The 15583-nt window shown below is 64.2% G+C and carries 15 protein-coding genes; 6 read left to right on the forward strand and 9 right to left on the reverse strand.

Annotation, left to right across the window (positions count from 1 at the left end; all coding sequences use genetic code 11):
* From WCB02_RS15150 to cobS, 5 genes are all read right to left on the reverse strand, one after another.
* Positions 1-1006 (reverse strand): NADH:flavin oxidoreductase/NADH oxidase (locus WCB02_RS15150; protein WP_423959101.1); only part of this gene is annotated, 1006 nt, incomplete at its 3' end.
* A 95-nt stretch (positions 1007-1101) separates the two neighbouring features.
* Positions 1102-2064 carry a Bug family tripartite tricarboxylate transporter substrate binding protein gene (locus WCB02_RS15155; protein WP_423959102.1) on the reverse strand — a complete coding sequence of 321 codons (963 nt, stop codon included), beginning with the start codon at positions 2062-2064 and terminating at the stop codon, positions 1102-1104.
* A gap of 94 nt (positions 2065-2158) precedes the next feature.
* Positions 2159-3229, reverse strand: coding sequence for an esterase-like activity of phytase family protein (locus tag WCB02_RS15160; RefSeq protein WP_423959104.1), 1071 nt, complete (start codon positions 3227-3229; stop codon positions 2159-2161).
* Positions 3230-3233: 4 nt separating this feature from the next.
* The gene (gene cobT / locus WCB02_RS15165) at positions 3234-5138 is read right to left on the reverse strand and encodes a cobaltochelatase subunit CobT (protein WP_423959106.1); all 1905 of its coding nucleotides are present in this window, start codon (positions 5136-5138) and stop codon (positions 3234-3236) included.
* A 36-nt stretch (positions 5139-5174) separates the two neighbouring features.
* Positions 5175-6173, reverse strand: coding sequence for a cobaltochelatase subunit CobS (gene cobS, locus WCB02_RS15170; protein ID WP_423959107.1), 999 nt, complete (start codon positions 6171-6173; stop codon positions 5175-5177).
* Positions 6174-6487: 314 nt separating this feature from the next.
* On the opposite strand from cobS, the gene WCB02_RS15175 reads away from it, so the two are divergent.
* On the forward strand, positions 6488-7150 hold the full coding sequence (locus WCB02_RS15175) for a DedA family protein (protein ID WP_423959128.1): 663 nt from the start codon (positions 6488-6490) through the stop codon (positions 7148-7150).
* Between the two features lie 50 nt (positions 7151-7200).
* On the opposite strand, the gene WCB02_RS15180 is transcribed toward WCB02_RS15175, so the two are convergent.
* Positions 7201-7842, reverse strand: a complete 642-nt coding sequence (locus WCB02_RS15180; RefSeq protein ID WP_423959109.1) for a J domain-containing protein — start codon at positions 7840-7842, stop codon at positions 7201-7203.
* A 134-nt stretch (positions 7843-7976) separates the two neighbouring features.
* Between WCB02_RS15180 and WCB02_RS15185 the strand changes: the two genes are divergently transcribed.
* The gene (locus WCB02_RS15185) at positions 7977-8249 is read left to right on the forward strand and encodes a BolA family protein (protein ID WP_423959111.1); all 273 of its coding nucleotides are present in this window, start codon (positions 7977-7979) and stop codon (positions 8247-8249) included.
* A gap of 89 nt (positions 8250-8338) precedes the next feature.
* Here the strand turns inward: WCB02_RS15185 and WCB02_RS15190 are convergent, their stop codons facing one another.
* From WCB02_RS15190 to WCB02_RS15200, 3 genes are all read right to left on the reverse strand, one after another.
* Positions 8339-9646, reverse strand: coding sequence for an HlyC/CorC family transporter (locus WCB02_RS15190; protein ID WP_423959112.1), 1308 nt, complete (start codon positions 9644-9646; stop codon positions 8339-8341).
* A gap of 101 nt (positions 9647-9747) precedes the next feature.
* Entirely contained in the window at positions 9748-10896 is a 1149-nt protein-coding gene (gene aroB / locus WCB02_RS15195; protein ID WP_423959114.1) for a 3-dehydroquinate synthase, read from the reverse strand.
* A complete protein-coding gene (locus WCB02_RS15200; RefSeq protein WP_423959117.1) occupies positions 10893-11525 on the reverse strand; it encodes a shikimate kinase in 633 nt (210 codons plus the stop codon). Before WCB02_RS15200 ends, aroB begins: the two co-directional genes overlap by 4 nt.
* A gap of 156 nt (positions 11526-11681) precedes the next feature.
* Between WCB02_RS15200 and WCB02_RS15205 the strand changes: the two genes are divergently transcribed.
* From WCB02_RS15205 to WCB02_RS15220, 4 genes are all read left to right on the forward strand, one after another.
* Positions 11682-11828, forward strand: coding sequence for a histidine kinase (locus WCB02_RS15205; RefSeq protein ID WP_423959119.1), 147 nt, complete (start codon positions 11682-11684; stop codon positions 11826-11828).
* A gap of 186 nt (positions 11829-12014) precedes the next feature.
* Complete coding sequence (xerD, locus tag WCB02_RS15210; RefSeq protein ID WP_423959121.1) at positions 12015-12968, forward strand: site-specific tyrosine recombinase XerD; 954 nt, start codon at positions 12015-12017, stop codon at positions 12966-12968.
* 208 nt (positions 12969-13176) lie between these two features.
* Positions 13177-14139, forward strand: coding sequence for an acetyl-CoA carboxylase carboxyltransferase subunit alpha (locus tag WCB02_RS15215; protein WP_423959123.1), 963 nt, complete (start codon positions 13177-13179; stop codon positions 14137-14139).
* 310 nt (positions 14140-14449) lie between these two features.
* Positions 14450-15583: L,D-transpeptidase family protein (locus WCB02_RS15220; protein ID WP_423959126.1), on the forward strand; the 1134-nt coding region annotated here is incomplete at its 3' end.

Here is a 15583-nt window from a genome sequence, read left to right on the forward strand (position 1 = left end):
CGTGCCAGCCCCAGCGCGGGTCGTAGAGCATGCCGCGCGCCAGCGCGACCATGTCGGCCTTGCCGGAAGCGACGATCTCCTCGGCCTGCCTTGCCTCGGTGATCAGGCCGACCGCCATGGTCGTGAGGCCGGTCGCCTGTTTCACGGCCTGCCCCGCCGGCACCTGATAGCCGGGGCCGAGCGGGATCTTCTGCAGCGGCGACACGCCGCCGGAAGAAACATCGATCCAGTCGGCGCCGCGCTTCTTCAATTGCTTGGCATATTCGATGGTCTGCGCGACATCCCAGCCGCCCTCGACCCAGTCGGTCGCGGACACCTTGATGCCGACCGGCTTGTGATCGGGAAACGCGGCGCGCACGGCATCGAAGACTTCGAGCGGATAGCGCATGCGATTTTCCAGGCTGCCGCCATATTGATCGGTGCGCTGGTTGGAGATCGGCGACAGGAACTGATGCAGGAGATAGCCGTGCGCGCTGTGCATCTCGATGGCGTCGATGCCGAGTCGCTCGGCCCGTCTCGCCGCATCGACGAAGGCGTCGCGGATGCGCGCGAGACCGGCCGTATCGAGCGCCAGCGGCGGCGTCTCGCCCTCCTTGTGCGGCACGGCCGATGGCCCGACCGTCTGCCAGCCGCCTTGCGACAAGGCAATCAATTGCCCGCCGTCCCAAGGCCGCGCGCTCGATCCCTTGCGGCCGGCATGCGCGAGCTGCATCGCCACCGCGGTCCTGGCATGTTTGCGGACCGAGGCCAGGATCGCCTTCAGCGCCGCTTCGGTCGCCTCATCCCAGAGGCCAAGGCAGCCCGGCGTGATGCGCCCGATCGGCTCGACATGGGTCGCCTCGATGCAGAACATCGCGGCGCCCGACAGCGCCAGCGTGTTGATGTGGGTGAAATGCCAGTCATTGGCCGCGCCATCGTCGGCCGAATACTGGCACATCGGCGCCACCATGATGCGGTTCGGAAGCGAGAGGCCGCGCAGCTTGATCGGGGAGAACAGGACGCTCATGGGGATGTCCGGATGCGAGGGCAGGAAGTGGGGCCTCAATCTAGGCAGACGCCGCCCGTTCCTCAACCGCCGCAGCGGCCCATTCGATGTGCAATCTATTGCTGGATGCCGGCGACCTTGATCAATTCGAGGCTGGAGGCGGTCTCCTGCCTGACGAAATCGTCCATCTGCGCGGGCGTCATCGGCAACGGCTCGACGCCGAGCCTGCGCAGGCTCGCCTGCATCGCCGGATCGTTCAGCACCCTGATCCCCGCATCATGAAACTTGGCGATGACATCGCGCGGCGTTGCGGCCGGCATGAACACGCCGAACCAGATCGCGCTCTCGGCGTCGTGCAAGCCCGCTTCCGCGGGCGTCGGCACGTCGGGCAGATCGGCGACGCGTTTGGCGGTCGAGACCAAAAGCGGGCGGACCTGGTGTTCGCGGATCAGCGGAAGCGCGATCGCGAGCGGAGCGAAATAGAAATCGATCCGGCCGCCGAGGATGTCGGTCAGCACCTCCGAACCGGCGCGATAGGTGACGTGCGTCGCCTTGACGCCGGCCGCGAGGAGGAATTTCTCGGCGCTGATATGCACGGCGCTGCCGACGCCGACCGAGCCGAACGATATCGATCCGGGCTTCGCCTTGGCGTCGGCGATGAAATCCTGCACCGTCTGCCATGGCCGCGACACCGGCACGACCATCACATTGGCGCTGGAGCCGATCATCAGCACAGACGCGAGGTCTTTGGTTGCGTCAAAACTGAGATCGGGAAAGATCGCGGGCGCGATGGCAAGCGCAGAGGAATGCGCGAGAATGCTGTAGCCGTCGGGTTCGGCCTTCACCACCTGCGCGGTGCCGAGCGTGCCGCCGGCGCCGGGGCGATTTTCGACCACGATGGGCTGGCCGAGTTCGGCCGAGACCCGATCGAGCACCAGTCGCGGTACGACATCGGTGGCGCTGCCGGCGCCAAACGGGATCTTTGCCTTGATCAGATGCGTCGGCCAGCTTTGCGCGTGGACCGCCAGGGTCGCGCCCAGCGTCGCTAGCAGACATAGGGCCCGGATGGATCTTCTCATGAAAAGCTTCTCTCCTGTCGTGCGACGCCGATGGATTGCAAGAATTGTTCCGGCTCACGGTCCCGTCGTCTGCGGAACCGGGGCAGCGCCAGATTCACCCCGCCAATGTGAACTGCAGCAGCAAGGTGCGCTGGATCAGGGAAAAATTGTCGTCGGAGACCAGCGTCAGCACAGTCTCGCCGGCATTGGAGACATGGGCGTCGATGCCTTCCATGTTGTCGATCTCCTGGCCGAGATCGGCCTCGAAGATCGGCGGGCCGTCAACCAGTGCACCGGGCGCCAGGGTATTCAGCGCGATACGGCGGATGCGGATGCCGAGGCCCGCGAGCAGCGAGAATTTGCGCTCCAGCACCAGGAGTTGGCCCGAGGGCAGCAGCACCGCGTCGCTGATATCGAAGCTGTCGCTGCGGCGGACGCTGAACTGTCCGGGCGAAGGTCCCCCGACCAGAAACGCGATCAGGTTGCCGCGGGCATCGAGCCCGCGCTCAGAGATCGCAATCAATGTACCGGCGAGCGGCAGCTCCTTGGGCACCACGACCAGCGCTTCCAGACCCTTGTTGAAGGGCAGCTTCTTCACCGCCGGCGGCATCGGCACCACCTCGCCGCGCGAGCCCAGCACACCGCCGCTGATATCGAAGCGCAGCACCTGGTTGACGCGCTCGAGCCCGACATAGGCAAACGAGCCGTCCAGCGCGAGCGATTCGGAGTCGAACCAGCCGCGCGCGGTGATCGGCCGGCCATCCGCGCCCAGCATCGGGGCTGCCTCGACATCGGCAAGAGCCGTCATCTCGCGCCCGGAATAGACGATGCGGCCGGTGAACCAGCTTCCCCTGTCGCTCAGCGAAATGAAGCGCCCGCCTTTGGCGTCGACGCGGATTGCCGACAATCCGCCAAAGCCCGCAAAAGACGAGGTCAGCACCAGCCCGCTACGATAATCCAGCGACCCGAAGCGCACGCGCGAACGGTCGCGCAGATCGAACGCCGCGATCGGCCGCGCCCTGACCTCGATCGCGACCGGAGCGGTGAAGGATTGCGCATCGGACGGGACGGGTTTGGCCGATGGGGCAGCCTTCGATTGCGCGTGGACGAGCGCGGGCAAAGCCATCGCCGACAGCCCGGCGGCCGCACCCCTCAGCATGATGCGGCGGCTGATGGCCGGCTGCATTCCGTTACGAATGCAAGCGCCGCGGCTTGCCCTTCGCGGCGGGAGGCGGCGCGCCATGGGTCTCGCTGAACAACTCGGCGAGCTTTTCGGTGATGGCGCCGCCGAGTTCCTCGGCGTCCACGATGGTGACAGCACGCCGATAATAGCGCGTGACGTCGTGGCCGATGCCGATCGCGATCAATTCGACCGGTGAACGGGTCTCGATCTCCTCGATGATGTGGCGCAGATGGCGTTCCAGATAATTGCCGGGATTGACCGACAGCGTGGAATCGTCGACCGGCGCGCCGTCCGAGATCATCATCAGGATCTTGCGCTGCTCGGATCGGCCAAGCAGCCGCTTGTGCGCCCAGTCCAGCGCCTCGCCGTCGATGTTCTCCTTGAGCAGCCCCTCGCGCATCATCAGGCCGAGATTTTTGCGCGCGCGCCGCCATGTCGCGTCGGCCGCCTTGTAGATGATGTGGCGCAGATCGTTGAGCCGGCCGGGATTAGGCGGCTTGCCCTGGGCGAGCCAGCTCTCGCGCGACTGGCCGCCCTTCCAGGCTCGTGTGGTGAAACCGAGGATCTCGACCTTGACGCCGCAACGTTCCAGCGTGCGCGCCAGAATATCGGCGCAGGTGGCGGCGACCGTGATCGGGCGGCCGCGCATCGAGCCTGAATTGTCCAGCAGCAGCGTCACCACCGTGTCGCGGAAGGTCGCTTCCTTTTCGTGCATGAAGGAGAGCGGGTGATAGGGATCGGTCACCACGCGCGACAGCCGGGCCGGATCGAGAATGCCCTCTTCGAGGTCGAACTCCCAGGCCCGGTTCTGCTGCGCCATCAGGCGGCGCTGCAGCCGGTTGGCGAGGCGGGCGACGATGCCCTGCAGATGCGCGAGCTGCTTGTCGAGATAGGAGCGCAGGCGCTCCAGTTCGTCATGGTCGCAGAGGTCTTCGGCTGCTATCACCTCGTCGAACTTCGGCGCAAAGGCATGATATTCCGGTCCGCGCGGCTCGTTGGCGCCGCCGCGGTTCGGCCGCGTCGCCTCGCCCGGCGTCTCGTCGTCGCCGAGTTCGCCGTCATCGAGCGTGTCGGAAGTGGAAGCCTGCGCGCTCTCCATCGCGCTTTCCGACATCTCGTCGGTGGTCGATTCGGCCTGATCGGCGCTCATCTCCTGCGCCGCGTCGGAGTCGGGCGAACCTTCCGCGCCGGACTGGTCGTTCTCGCCGTCGCGGTCGTCGTCCTGGTTGTCGTCCTCGTCGGTCTCGGCGTTGCGCTCGTCGCCAAGATCGAGCGCCGACAGCAGGTCGTGCACGAGATCGCCGAACTTGGCCTGATTCTCGGTGACGCGGCTCAGCTGATCGAGCCGCGCACCGATCTTGTCTTCCAGGATCGGACGCCAGAGATCGACCATCTTGCGGGCCGCGGCGGGCGGCGCAAGCCCGGTCAGCCGCTCGCGCACCATCATCGCGAGCGCGTCCGACAGCGGCGCATCGGCGCGGTCGGTGATCTCGTCGAACTTGCCGCGGTGGAAGTGATCGTCGAGCATCGCGGTGAGATTCTTGGCGACGCCGGACATCCGCCGCGCGCCGATCGCTTCCACCCGCGCCTGCTCGACCGCCTCGAACACGCCACGCGCCTGCGGATTGCCCGGCATCAGCTTGCGGTGCACCTTCGGATCGTGGCAGGCGAGTTTCAGCGCGATCGAATCGGCGTGACCACGCACGATCGCCGCATCGCGCCTGGTCATCTTGCGCGCCGGCTCCGGCAATCGCGCCTTGCCCGGTGCCAGTCCCGGCCGTTCGGAGGCGAAGCTCACCTCGAGCTCCGGCGTCCGTGCGATCGCGCGCAGGCAGGCGCTGACCGCGCGCTTGAACGGCTCGGTCGGCGCTTCCTTCACGCCGGTGCGGAATTTGCTGTTCGACGTCGTCATTGCGACCTCACGTCATCGTCCCCGCGAATACGACGGCTACGACAATGCGACATTGACCGCGGATTCCGCCAGCTCCGCATTGAAGCAGCGCTGATAGAATTCCGCCACCAGCGGCCGTTCCAGCTCGTCGCATTTGTTCAGGAAGGTGACGCGGAAGGCGAAGCCGATGTCGCCGAAAATGTCGGCGTTTTCCGCCCAGGTGATTACCGTGCGCGGGCTCATCACCGTCGACAGATCGCCATTGGCAAAGGCGTTGCGCGTCAGATCCGCGAGCCGCACCATCTTGTTGACGATGTCGCGGCCCTCGGCGGTGCGATAGTGATGGGCCTTGGCCAGCACGATTTCGACTTCCTCGTCATGGGCGAGATAGTTCAGGGTAGTGACGATCGACCAGCGGTCCATCTGGCCCTGGTTGATCTGCTGAGTGCCGTGATAAAGCCCCGAGGTGTCGCCGAGACCGACCGTGTTGGCGGTCGAGAACAGCCGGAACGCCGGATGCGGCTTGATCACCTTGTTCTGGTCCAGCAGCGTCAGGCGCCCGGACACTTCCAGCACGCGCTGGATCACGAACATCACGTCAGGACGGCCGGCGTCGTATTCGTCGAACACCAGCGCGATGTTGTGCTGAAGCGCCCAGGGCAGGATGCCGTCCCTGAATTCGGTGACCTGCATACCGTCCCGGACCACGATCGAATCCTTGCCGACCAGATCGATGCGGCTGATGTGGCTATCGAGATTGACGCGCACGCAGGGCCAATTGAGTCGCGCGGCGATCTGCTCGATGTGGGTCGACTTGCCGGTGCCGTGATAGCCGGTGACCATGACGCGACGGTTCTTGGCGAAGCCGGCGAGGATCGCGAGCGTGGTGGCGCGGTCGAAGCGATAATCGGCATCGACTTCGGGAACGTGCGGGTCAACCTCGGAATAGGCCGGCACTTCGAGGTCGGTATCGATACCGAACAGCTGCCGAACCGACACCTTCATGTCCGGCAAACCGGTAATTTCCTGCGCGTGGGTCGTGGCAGCGGTCGTCATCAATCCTCCGAGGTCCCGGGCGGCCCCGAAACCAGTTTTTTGCGTTTGGCTGCGGAAGGGGAGCTAAAGACAAGCCTAGCAGAGAGCCACGACCGGCAGAAGCCCGCCGCCCATTCAAAGTTCCGTTGTTATATCATTTAGATAGGCTCGAGACGCGGTTTTTGGAGGGCAGCCCTGCGAATCACGACACATTTTTGCCCCGCCCGCCCCGGCCAGCCCCGGACATCGGTCGTTTGCCATGGCACTTTCCGCCTGCCTGTATAGTTATGTTAGGTCCGCGCGCGAAGCGGACCGCCGAACAGCAAAGGGATTTTGTGGCCTCCTATCTCGATCCGTTAATTCATTTCGTCTCGGCACATGCATGGCTTGCCTATCTGACGCTATTCCTCGCCGCACTTCTGGAGGCCGTCCCGGTCATAGGCTCGGTCATCCCCGGATCGACCATCATCCTGGCGCTAAGCGCGCTGGTGCCCGGCGGCCTGTTGAAACTTGAGTGGGTGCTGACAGCAGCAGTCGCGGGCGCCCTGCTCGGCGACGGATCGGCATACCTGCTCGGATATCGCACCAAACGCGAAATCCTGAGCACCTGGCCCTTGACCAACTATCCGCGCGTGATCGCCCAAAGCGAAACCTTCTTCCGCCGCTTCGGCGTCTGGGCGGTATTTTTCGCCCGATTCGTGCCGCCGATCCGCGCCTTCGTGCCGATCACGGCCGGCGCGCTCGACATGCCGCCGCCGCGCTTTTTCGCGGCCAACATTCCGGCAATCCTGGTATGGGCCCCGGCGCATGTGCTGCCCGGCGTTCTGGCCATCTCCGTCCTGCATCGCTATGGCGGATTTCCGCATCACAGCGGCCTCAGACACTATTGGATGCTGACCGTGATCGGCGGCGCGCTGGTCATTTGGCTGGGGATCTGGACGATCCGGCGCTGGCGGGGCTGCGCCACCAAACCAGCTGCGGAGCAAGTCAAAGACTGATTCGGCTTCACTCGCGGGAGGCGTTCCGCGATGCAGGTTGGCGATGCGGGCTAGCTCTCGCGCACAACGGTCTTGAGATAATTATACGCCTTGATGATTTCGATCAGGCGGTCTTCGGTAGAGCGATCGCCGCCATTGGCGTCGGGATGGTGCTGCTTGACCAGCGACTTGTACTTGACCTTGACCTCTTCGAGGGTTGCGTCCGGCCCGAGCCCCATCACCTGCAGCGCCTTGCGCTCGGCATTGAAGACCTTGCGCGTCTCGGCTTTCGCCGCCGCCTCCGGACCCGGGCGCCAGCGGCCCCGGCCGTTGAGCTCGCTGAACATGCTGAACGGATCGGACGCTTCGTCCAGATCGGGCGCGCCCTTGCCCTTGGCGCTGGTGTTGGCGCCCATCTTCCAGGTCGGACGATGGCCGGTCAGCGCATCCTTCTGATAGCGCGCAACCGCCTCCGCGTTCATGCCGGAAAAGAAATTGTAGGACTGGTTATATTCGCGCACGTGGTTGAGACAGAAGTGCCAGTACTCGCGCGCGTTCTCGCGCCCCTTGGGCGCGCGATGCGGTCCGCGCTCCTTGCAGCTCGGCCATTCACACATGATGGCGGCTTCGCGCGCCTGCGCCTGCTGCTTCGCGCTCTGCTTGTTAGGCTTGATGCGAATGGAGTCGAAGAATTTCGATGAATCGATCGGCATGACTGACTATGACTACGCAACGCGAAAAGCTTCAAGTCTTGACATTGTGAATCCTGCAAACTCTTTTGGCGCCATTGACGCCGGAGGATTACGGACGTAAGCCGCAAAGCCAACAGCCAGATCGACACGCGAAAATGAGCACGCGCGACGCTATCACAGACAAGTTGCGGGAAGCTTTCCGCCCCGACAGCCTCGAGGTCGCGGACGAATCACATCTGCATGAGGGCCACGCCGGCCACCGGGCGGGCGGCGAAACGCACTTTCGTGTATATATCGTGTCGCCGGCCTTCAAAGGGAAGAGCCGGATCGAGCGTCACCGCATGATTAACGCGGCGCTGTCCGCGGAACTCGCGGGCTCGGTCCACGCACTGGCGATCCACGCGCAGGCTCCGGGCGAAACCGGCTGAGCCCAGCGCCGCGCCCACTTATTTTGCATTTGTCCACCCTGCAATCCGAGACACTTGTCCGCTAACCGCGAGCCCTCGGCCGGCCTTTCCTAAAACGCCGTTCCCGCCCGCTTGGGCTTTTTGTCTTCGACCTCGCCTTCGCGCGGCACGGCGACGATCCGCAGCGCGGTGATCCGGTTGCGTTCGCGTCGAAGCACGCGAAAGCGGAAGCCATGAAAAGTGAAACTCTGGCCACGTTCCGGTATCGACCGCGCCTCGTGAATCACGAGGCCCGCGACCGTCGTCGCCTCTTCATCGGGCAGATCCCAATCCATCGCGCGGTTGAGATCGCGGATCGGCACCGAGCCATCGACCACGACCGAGCCATCCGGCTGCGCGCGAACGCCGGCGACCACGACGTCCTGTTCATCGGAGATGTCGCCGACGATCTCCTCCAGAATATCCTCCAGCGTCACCAGGCCCTCGACCTCACCATACTCATCGACCACCAGCGCGAAATGCGTCTTGCGGCGGCGGAACGCCTTCAGCTGTTCGGAGACCGAGCGCATTTCCGGCACGAACCACGGCGGCAGCGCGATGCTGGAGACATCGATCCGCGACATGTCGCCGTCGGAGGCGCGAATCGCCCGCAACAGGTCCTTGGCATGCAGTACGCCGATGATGTTTTCAGGCTTCTCGCGCCACAGGGGAATGCGGGTATATTCCGACGCGAGCACCTCGCGCACCAGGTCCTCCGGCGGCAGGTCGGCGTTCACCATCACCATTTCGGTGCGGTGAACCATCACGTCGGAGACCTGAAGCTCGCGCAGATCGAGCAGGCCGCCGAACATGTCGCGGTCCTGCTTCTCCACCTTGCCCTCATGGTGCAGCAGATCGACCGCGCCGCGCAGCCGCTCGATCGGCGACAGGATCGGCTGATTGGCGCCGACCTTGATCCCGAGCATCCGCATCAGGACGCGGACCACCGCCTCGATCACCACAAGCAGCGGCCCAAGCACGTAAAGTGTGGCCCGCATCGGCCGTGCCACGAGGAGCGACACGCGGTCGGGCGCGTTGAACGCGATGGTCTTCGGCAGCACCTCGGCGAAGATCACGACCAGCACCGTCATGACCCCGGTAGCGTAGAGCACGCCGACTTCGCCGAACCACTGGGTAAAGACGCCGGTCGCAAGCGCCGAAGCTCCGATATTGGCGATGTTGTTGCCAAGCAGCAGCGCGCCGATCAGCCGCTCGCGCATCGCGATCAGGCTGGACACGACATCCGCTTCGCGATTGCCCTGCTTCGAGAGCCGCAACATGCTGGCACGCGAGGCAGCCGTCAGCGCGGTTTCGCTGGCCGCGAAAAACGCCGAGGCGCCGAGCAGCGCGATCATGATGACTAAAGTCAACCAGCCCATTGCGTGATCGTCATGGCGTGATGGATCTTGGCGTGATGGATCTTGGCGTGACGGTTCTCGGTATGACGGTTCTCGGTATGACGGTTCTTGGCGTGATCGTTCTAGGCCCTGGCGGCCAGTTTGGCTTGCAGAAAATCGCGAACCTGCGCGGGTGCGACATCGGCGGCGATCACGGCGCGTCCTACCGCCCGAAGCAGGATGAAGGTAAGCCGGCCGCGCCGGACCTTCTTGTCCTGCGCCATCAGGGCCAGCAGCGCGTCGGCATCCGCGAGCCCTTCCTGCGCGAATCCCGCGATGTCCTGCAGATGGGTCGGCAGCCCCACTTCGGCCAGATGACGCTCGACGCGCGCGGCATCGCTTTCGGCGATCATGCCAAGGGCAGCGGAAAACTGCGCCGCCAGCACCATGCCGACCGCAACGCCTTCACCGTGGAACAGCCGGTCGGAAAAGCCGGTCGCAGCCTCCAGCGCATGACCGAAAGTGTGGCCTAGATTGAGCAGCGCACGGTCGCCGGTCTCGCGCTCGTCGCGCGCAACGATCGCCGCCTTGGCGCGGCAGGAGGTCGCGATCGCATGCTCGCGGGCGGCGCCGCCCTTGAACACCTCGGCGTGATTGGCCTCGAGCCAGGCAAAGAACGCCTCGTCGCCAAGCACGCCATATTTGGCGACCTCGGCATAGCCGGCGCGGAACTGGCGCGGCGGCAGGGTGTCGAGCACAGCGGTATCGGCGATGACCAGCACCGGCTGATGGAACGCCCCGAGCAGATTTTTGCCTTGCGGGGAGTTGATCCCGGTCTTGCCGCCGACCGAGGAATCGACTTGCGCGAGCAGCGAGGTCGGCACCTGGATGAAATCGACGCCGCGGCGCAGGATCGCAGCGGCAAAGCCCGCGAGATCGCCGACCACGCCGCCGCCAAGCGCGATCACCAGGTCGTTGCGCTCGATCCTGGCCGCGATCAGTGCCTCGGAAACCCGTTCGAGGCCGGCATAGGTTTTTGACCCCTCGCCCTCATCGACCACGATGCGGCAGGCCGCGATGCCGGCCTGATGCAGCGCGGCTTCGGTCTTTTCCAGCCAGTATTTTGCGACATTGCGGTCGGTGACGATGGCGGTGCGCGCGCCGGGCCGCAACGCCGCAATGCGCGCGCCGAGCGAGGTGAGCGCGTCGCGGCCGATGACGATGTCATAGGCCCGCTCACCGAGCGCCACATCGACCACGATGGCCTCTGAACGTCGCAACGGCGCGGTCATCTTGCGGCGCCCGCGACGCCGGTAGACTGCGACTGCTCGGCTGCAGGGGCGCAGAGCCTGGCATGCAGCGCCTCGATGCATTCCTCGACGATGCGTTCATGCGGCACGTCGCGCGAGCCGATGGTGATATCGGCATGCTGATAGATCGGCTCGCGCTCGATCATCAAACGGGTGACGGTGGCCTCGGGATCGGCGGTCTGCAACAGCGGGCGGTCGGCGCGGCGCCTGACCCGGCGCATGATGATATCGGCATCGGCCTTGAGCCAGATCGAGATCGCCTTGTCGCTGACGCGGCGCCGGGTCTCCTCGCGCATGAACGAGCCGCCTCCGGTAGCGAGCACGGACGGACCGCTTTCCAACAACCGCGCGATCACCCTCGCCTCCCCATCCCTGAAATGCGGCTCGCCATGGATTTCGAAGATTTCCGGTATCGACATGCCGGCCGCCGCCTCGATCTCGGTGTCGGCATCGAGGAACGGCAGATGCAGCCGCGCCGCCAACCGTCGCCCGATGGTCGATTTGCCCGCCCCCATCATGCCCACGAGCACGACCAGGCGCGGCCCCAGGGCCGCCAGAATCTCGGCCTCCTGGGATCCGCCACCAGCGGCCGCTGTGGATAGATCGGACATTTCATCACTCGAGCGTCGCGGAATCTGCCGCGTTCCGCGTCACCTTACTACCCCCCGTAAGGCCGTTGCCAGAGAGACTTGCAACGGAGGGGCGAACATGGTGGATGATTTCGCTGGTTAATTCGGCGCCCAAGGCAGCGCCCTAAGGCTCAAGAGATGCCCAGTCTGTTCCGCTTTTTGACGGTCGTCGCCGTGATCGTCGGGATAGCCTATGGCGTGATCTACGCACTGGCAAATTTCGTCAACCCGAAGCCCCGGGAGATAACCGTGACCATCCCGCCGGATAAATTTCTCAAGAAATAGTTCCCGGCATCGCTCGCGGACGTTGCATGCGATCCAAAAGCTCTCTTTGCCGGGGCTGTCGCCGCCGCTGGCGATCCGGACCCAAAAGCCACATTGGATCTATAAATTTGTCGATGTCTGATTGAATCCGATTCGCGCCGGCCGACGCCGCGATATGACCCAAATTCGGATTGAGGACATCAGCGGATGCGATCCAAGGCCTCAGACGCGAAACTGATCGACCTGTTCCTCGACATGCTGGCTGCGGAACAGGGCGCCGGCGAGAACACGCTGCAAGCCTATCGCCGCGATCTCGCGGATTTTTCCGGCTTCCTTGTACCTGCCGGCGAGAACTTTATCGGCGTCAAGACCGACGCATTGCGCAACTATCTGGCCGATCTCGATAGCCGCGGCTTCAAATCCTCCAGCGTGGCGCGACGGCTTTCGGCGATGCGCCATCTGTTCCGATTCCTGCTGAACGAGCGGTTTCGAAGCGACGATCCGGCCGCCATCCTGTCGGGGCCGAAGCGCGGCCGCGGCTTGCCCAAAGTGCTGTCGATCGCCGACGTCGACCGCATGCTGACGCGAGCCAAGCAGCTCACGGAGAGCGCCGAAGCCTCGCCGCTGCAGCGCCTGCGCGCCATGCGGCTCTATTGCCTGCTCGAAGTGCTCTATGCCACCGGCTTGCGTGTCTCGGAACTGGTGGCGCTGCCGCGCTCGGCGGCCCGCCACGACGCCAGCATGATCGTGGTGCGGGGCAAGGGGAACAAGGAACGCCTGGTGCCCTTGAACGAGGCATCGCGGCGGGCGATGACCGCTTATCTCGGCGCGATGGAGGCGCAAAAGCCGACAAAAGACGGCGCCGCCGCCTCGAAATGGCTGTTTCCTTCGTTTGGCGAGAGCGGACACCTCACACGGCAGCATTTCGCGCGCGATCTGAAGGAACTGGCAGCTTCCGCCGGACTGGCGCCGCGGCTGGTTTCGCCGCATGTGTTGCGCCACGCCTTTGCCAGCCATCTGCTGCACAACGGCGCCGACCTGCGCATCGTGCAGACACTGCTGGGCCATACCGACATCTCGACCACACAGATCTACACCCATGTGGTGGAAGAACGCCTCAAGAGCCTGGTGCGCGACCTGCATCCGCTGGCGGAGAAGTAGCATTTCCGCTCCTTTTCCTCCCCTTGCCAACCTTGACTTCGGCTGCGTCTCGCGGAAAACAGCTTGCCGGCTACAAGCCTTGCTGCATGTCCGCCGCGCGCGGGCTCGATCGACGCCGGAATGCACTCTAACCACTTGAAGACAAACGCTTTTGCATAGCGGACATATCCGTTTCGCCGGAAAGCGCGTTGTTACCTATATTGTCCCGATGCCGGATCAGATGCGCAGCTATCTCGATTTTGAAAAGCCCGTCGCCGAACTCGACTCCAAGGTCGACGAGTTGCGCGGCCTGGCGGCCGGCGGCACCGACATCAGCGAAGAGATCTCCAAAATCGAGGAAAAGGCGGCCCAGGCGCTCGCCGACCTCTATGCCAGTCTGACACCGTGGCAGAAGACGCTGGTCGCGCGCCATCCGCAGCGGCCGCATTTCACCGATTTCGTCAACGGAATGATCACCGAGTTCACGCCGCTCGCCGGCGACCGTAAATTCGGTGAGGACGAGGCGCTGATCGGAGGATTCGGCCGCTTTCGCGGCGAGAGCATCTGCGTGATCGGCCAGGAGAAGGGCGCGTCCACGGAGTCGCGGATCAAGCACAATTTCGGCATGGCTCGCCCCGAAGGCTACCGCAAGGCGGTCCGGCTGATGGAAATGGCCGAGCGCTTTGGCATTCCCGTGCTGTCAATCGTGGATTCAGCCGGCGCCTATCCCGGCATCGGCGCCGAGGAACGCGGACAGGCGGAAGCCATCGCACGCTCCACCGACGCCTGCCTGTCGCTCGAGGTGCCCAATGTCGCCATCGTCACCGGCGAAGGCATGTCGGGCGGCGCCATCGCGATCACAACCGCCAATCGGGTGCTGATGTTCGAACACGCGATCTATAGCGTGATCTCGCCGGAGGCGGCGTCCTCGATCCTGTGGCGGGACGGGACCAAGGCCCAGGAGGCGGCCAACAGCATGAAGATCACGGCGCAGGACATGCTGCGGTTCGGCGTGATCGATACCATCCTCAAGGAACCGGTCGGCGGCGCCCATCGCGATCCCGCTGCCATGATCACCGCCACCGCCGAAGCGGTCGCGCAGGCCTTTGACGAACTACGCAATCTCGATGGCGACGCGATCCGCAAGCAGCGGCGGCAGAAGTTTCTGGATATCGGCCGGAAACTGGGCTGAGATCCCGTATTCTCCCGGATTCTCCCTGGAATCAGCAAATCTGGCGTTCGGACACGATATTTTTCCCCGAGAACCGGCGTTTTCGGCCGTAATTCAGCCAAGACGCGCGTATTTATCTCCTGTTCATTATGAGGTCGAGGACCCCGCTGCCGCGCCCGCACCGGGTTGCCGCCGAGCGGTCTTAAGGGTAGTATTTTAGTCAATAGCTTCAGGGCATGAACGCTCGAGCGCGGTTCTGATGATCCAATAGAGAATCGTACTCAGTTGTTTATGGGGTCGCGGACATGCCCGGTGGGAATGGAGCTCTACAGTGATTGATCGCCCCTTGCTCCGCGCGCTGACTGCCGCGGCCCTGCTCACCGCAAGTGCCCTCTTGGCCGGTTGCGACACCGACGAGGTTTCGCTCGCCGCCAATGCCAAGGCCAACCAGCCCGTTCCACCCAAACTGATCGCCGCAATGAACGAGAAGGACATGGATCTGCAGTCGCCGATCCTGATTCGCTTGTTCAAGCAGGAGGCGGAGCTCGAAGTCTGGAAGCAGGATCGCTCCGGCAAATTCGCGCTGTTGAAGACCTATCCGATCTGCCGCTGGTCTGGCGATCTGGGCCCGAAGGTGCGCGAAGGCGACCGTCAGGCGCCTGAAGGATTCTACAACATCACGCCCGCGCAGATGAATCCGCAATCGGCGTATTATTTATCCTTCAATACCGGCTATCCGAACGCCTATGACCGCGCGCTCGGGCACACCGGCTCCGAACTGATGGTGCATGGCGACTGCTCCTCGCGCGGCTGCTATGCCATGACCGACGAGCAGATCGCCGAAATCTACGCGCTTGGCCGCGAATCCTTCTTCGGCGGCCAGAAGAATTTCCAGTTCGAGGCGTTCCCGTTCCACATGACGCCATTGAACCTGGCCAGGCACCGCAACAATCCGAACATGGCGTTCTGGAAAATGATCAAGGAAGGCTATGATCATTTCGAGATCACCCGCCAGGAGCCGAAGGTCGATTTCTGCGAGAAGAGATACGTGTTCGACGCGGTCAAGGCGCCGAATGCGACGCGCGACCCGGTCTTCGAGGCGTCGGCCAAGTGTCCGGCCTATGTGGTCCCCGACGAGCTCGCGGATACAACGCGTCAGAAGGATGAGCAGGATCAGGCCGAAATCGCGAAGCTGATCGCCAAGGGCACGCCGGTCGCCAAGCTGAATACGGGCATCGATGGTGGCATGAACCAGGTGTTCGCCGCCCAAGTGCCCGGCGGCAACACCGGATTGTCCGATGGCGGCGAGGGCCAGGGCCTGGCGCTCGCAGGCTTCCACCGCGTTCCCGGCACGATCCCGCCGACCGTCAATCCGCCGCACCTGCCAGGTGCCGACGAGACCGCTGTGGCCGCCGCGCCGCAGCCAGCGGCATCCGCACCGGAAACAACCCGCGTGGCCTCGGCG

Origin of the sequence: Bradyrhizobium sp., assembly GCF_049581145.1 — a bacterium.
In the GTDB taxonomy this organism is placed as follows: domain Bacteria; phylum Pseudomonadota; class Alphaproteobacteria; order Rhizobiales; family Xanthobacteraceae; genus Bradyrhizobium.

Coding starts and splice junctions, on each gene's coding strand:
- WCB02_RS15155 (WP_423959102.1), bottom strand. CDS start 2,064: ATGAGAAGATCCATCCGGGCCCTATGTCTGCTAGCGACGCTGGGCGCG.
- WCB02_RS15160 (WP_423959104.1), bottom strand. CDS start 3,229: ATGCAGCCGGCCATCAGCCGCCGCATCATGCTGAGGGGTGCGGCCGCC.
- cobT (WP_423959106.1), bottom strand. CDS start 5,138: ATGACGACGTCGAACAGCAAATTCCGCACCGGCGTGAAGGAAGCGCCG.
- cobS (WP_423959107.1), bottom strand. CDS start 6,173: ATGACGACCGCTGCCACGACCCACGCGCAGGAAATTACCGGTTTGCCG.
- WCB02_RS15180 (WP_423959109.1), bottom strand. CDS start 7,842: ATGCCGATCGATTCATCGAAATTCTTCGACTCCATTCGCATCAAGCCT.
- WCB02_RS15185 (WP_423959111.1), top strand. CDS start 7,977: ATGAGCACGCGCGACGCTATCACAGACAAGTTGCGGGAAGCTTTCCGC.
- WCB02_RS15190 (WP_423959112.1), bottom strand. CDS start 9,646: ATGGGCTGGTTGACTTTAGTCATCATGATCGCGCTGCTCGGCGCCTCG.
- aroB (WP_423959114.1), bottom strand. CDS start 10,896: ATGACCGCGCCGTTGCGACGTTCAGAGGCCATCGTGGTCGATGTGGCG.
- WCB02_RS15200 (WP_423959117.1), bottom strand. CDS start 11,525: ATGTCCGATCTATCCACAGCGGCCGCTGGTGGCGGATCCCAGGAGGCC.
- WCB02_RS15205 (WP_423959119.1), top strand. CDS start 11,682: ATGCCCAGTCTGTTCCGCTTTTTGACGGTCGTCGCCGTGATCGTCGGG.
- xerD (WP_423959121.1), top strand. CDS start 12,015: ATGCGATCCAAGGCCTCAGACGCGAAACTGATCGACCTGTTCCTCGAC.
- WCB02_RS15215 (WP_423959123.1), top strand. CDS start 13,177: ATGCCGGATCAGATGCGCAGCTATCTCGATTTTGAAAAGCCCGTCGCC.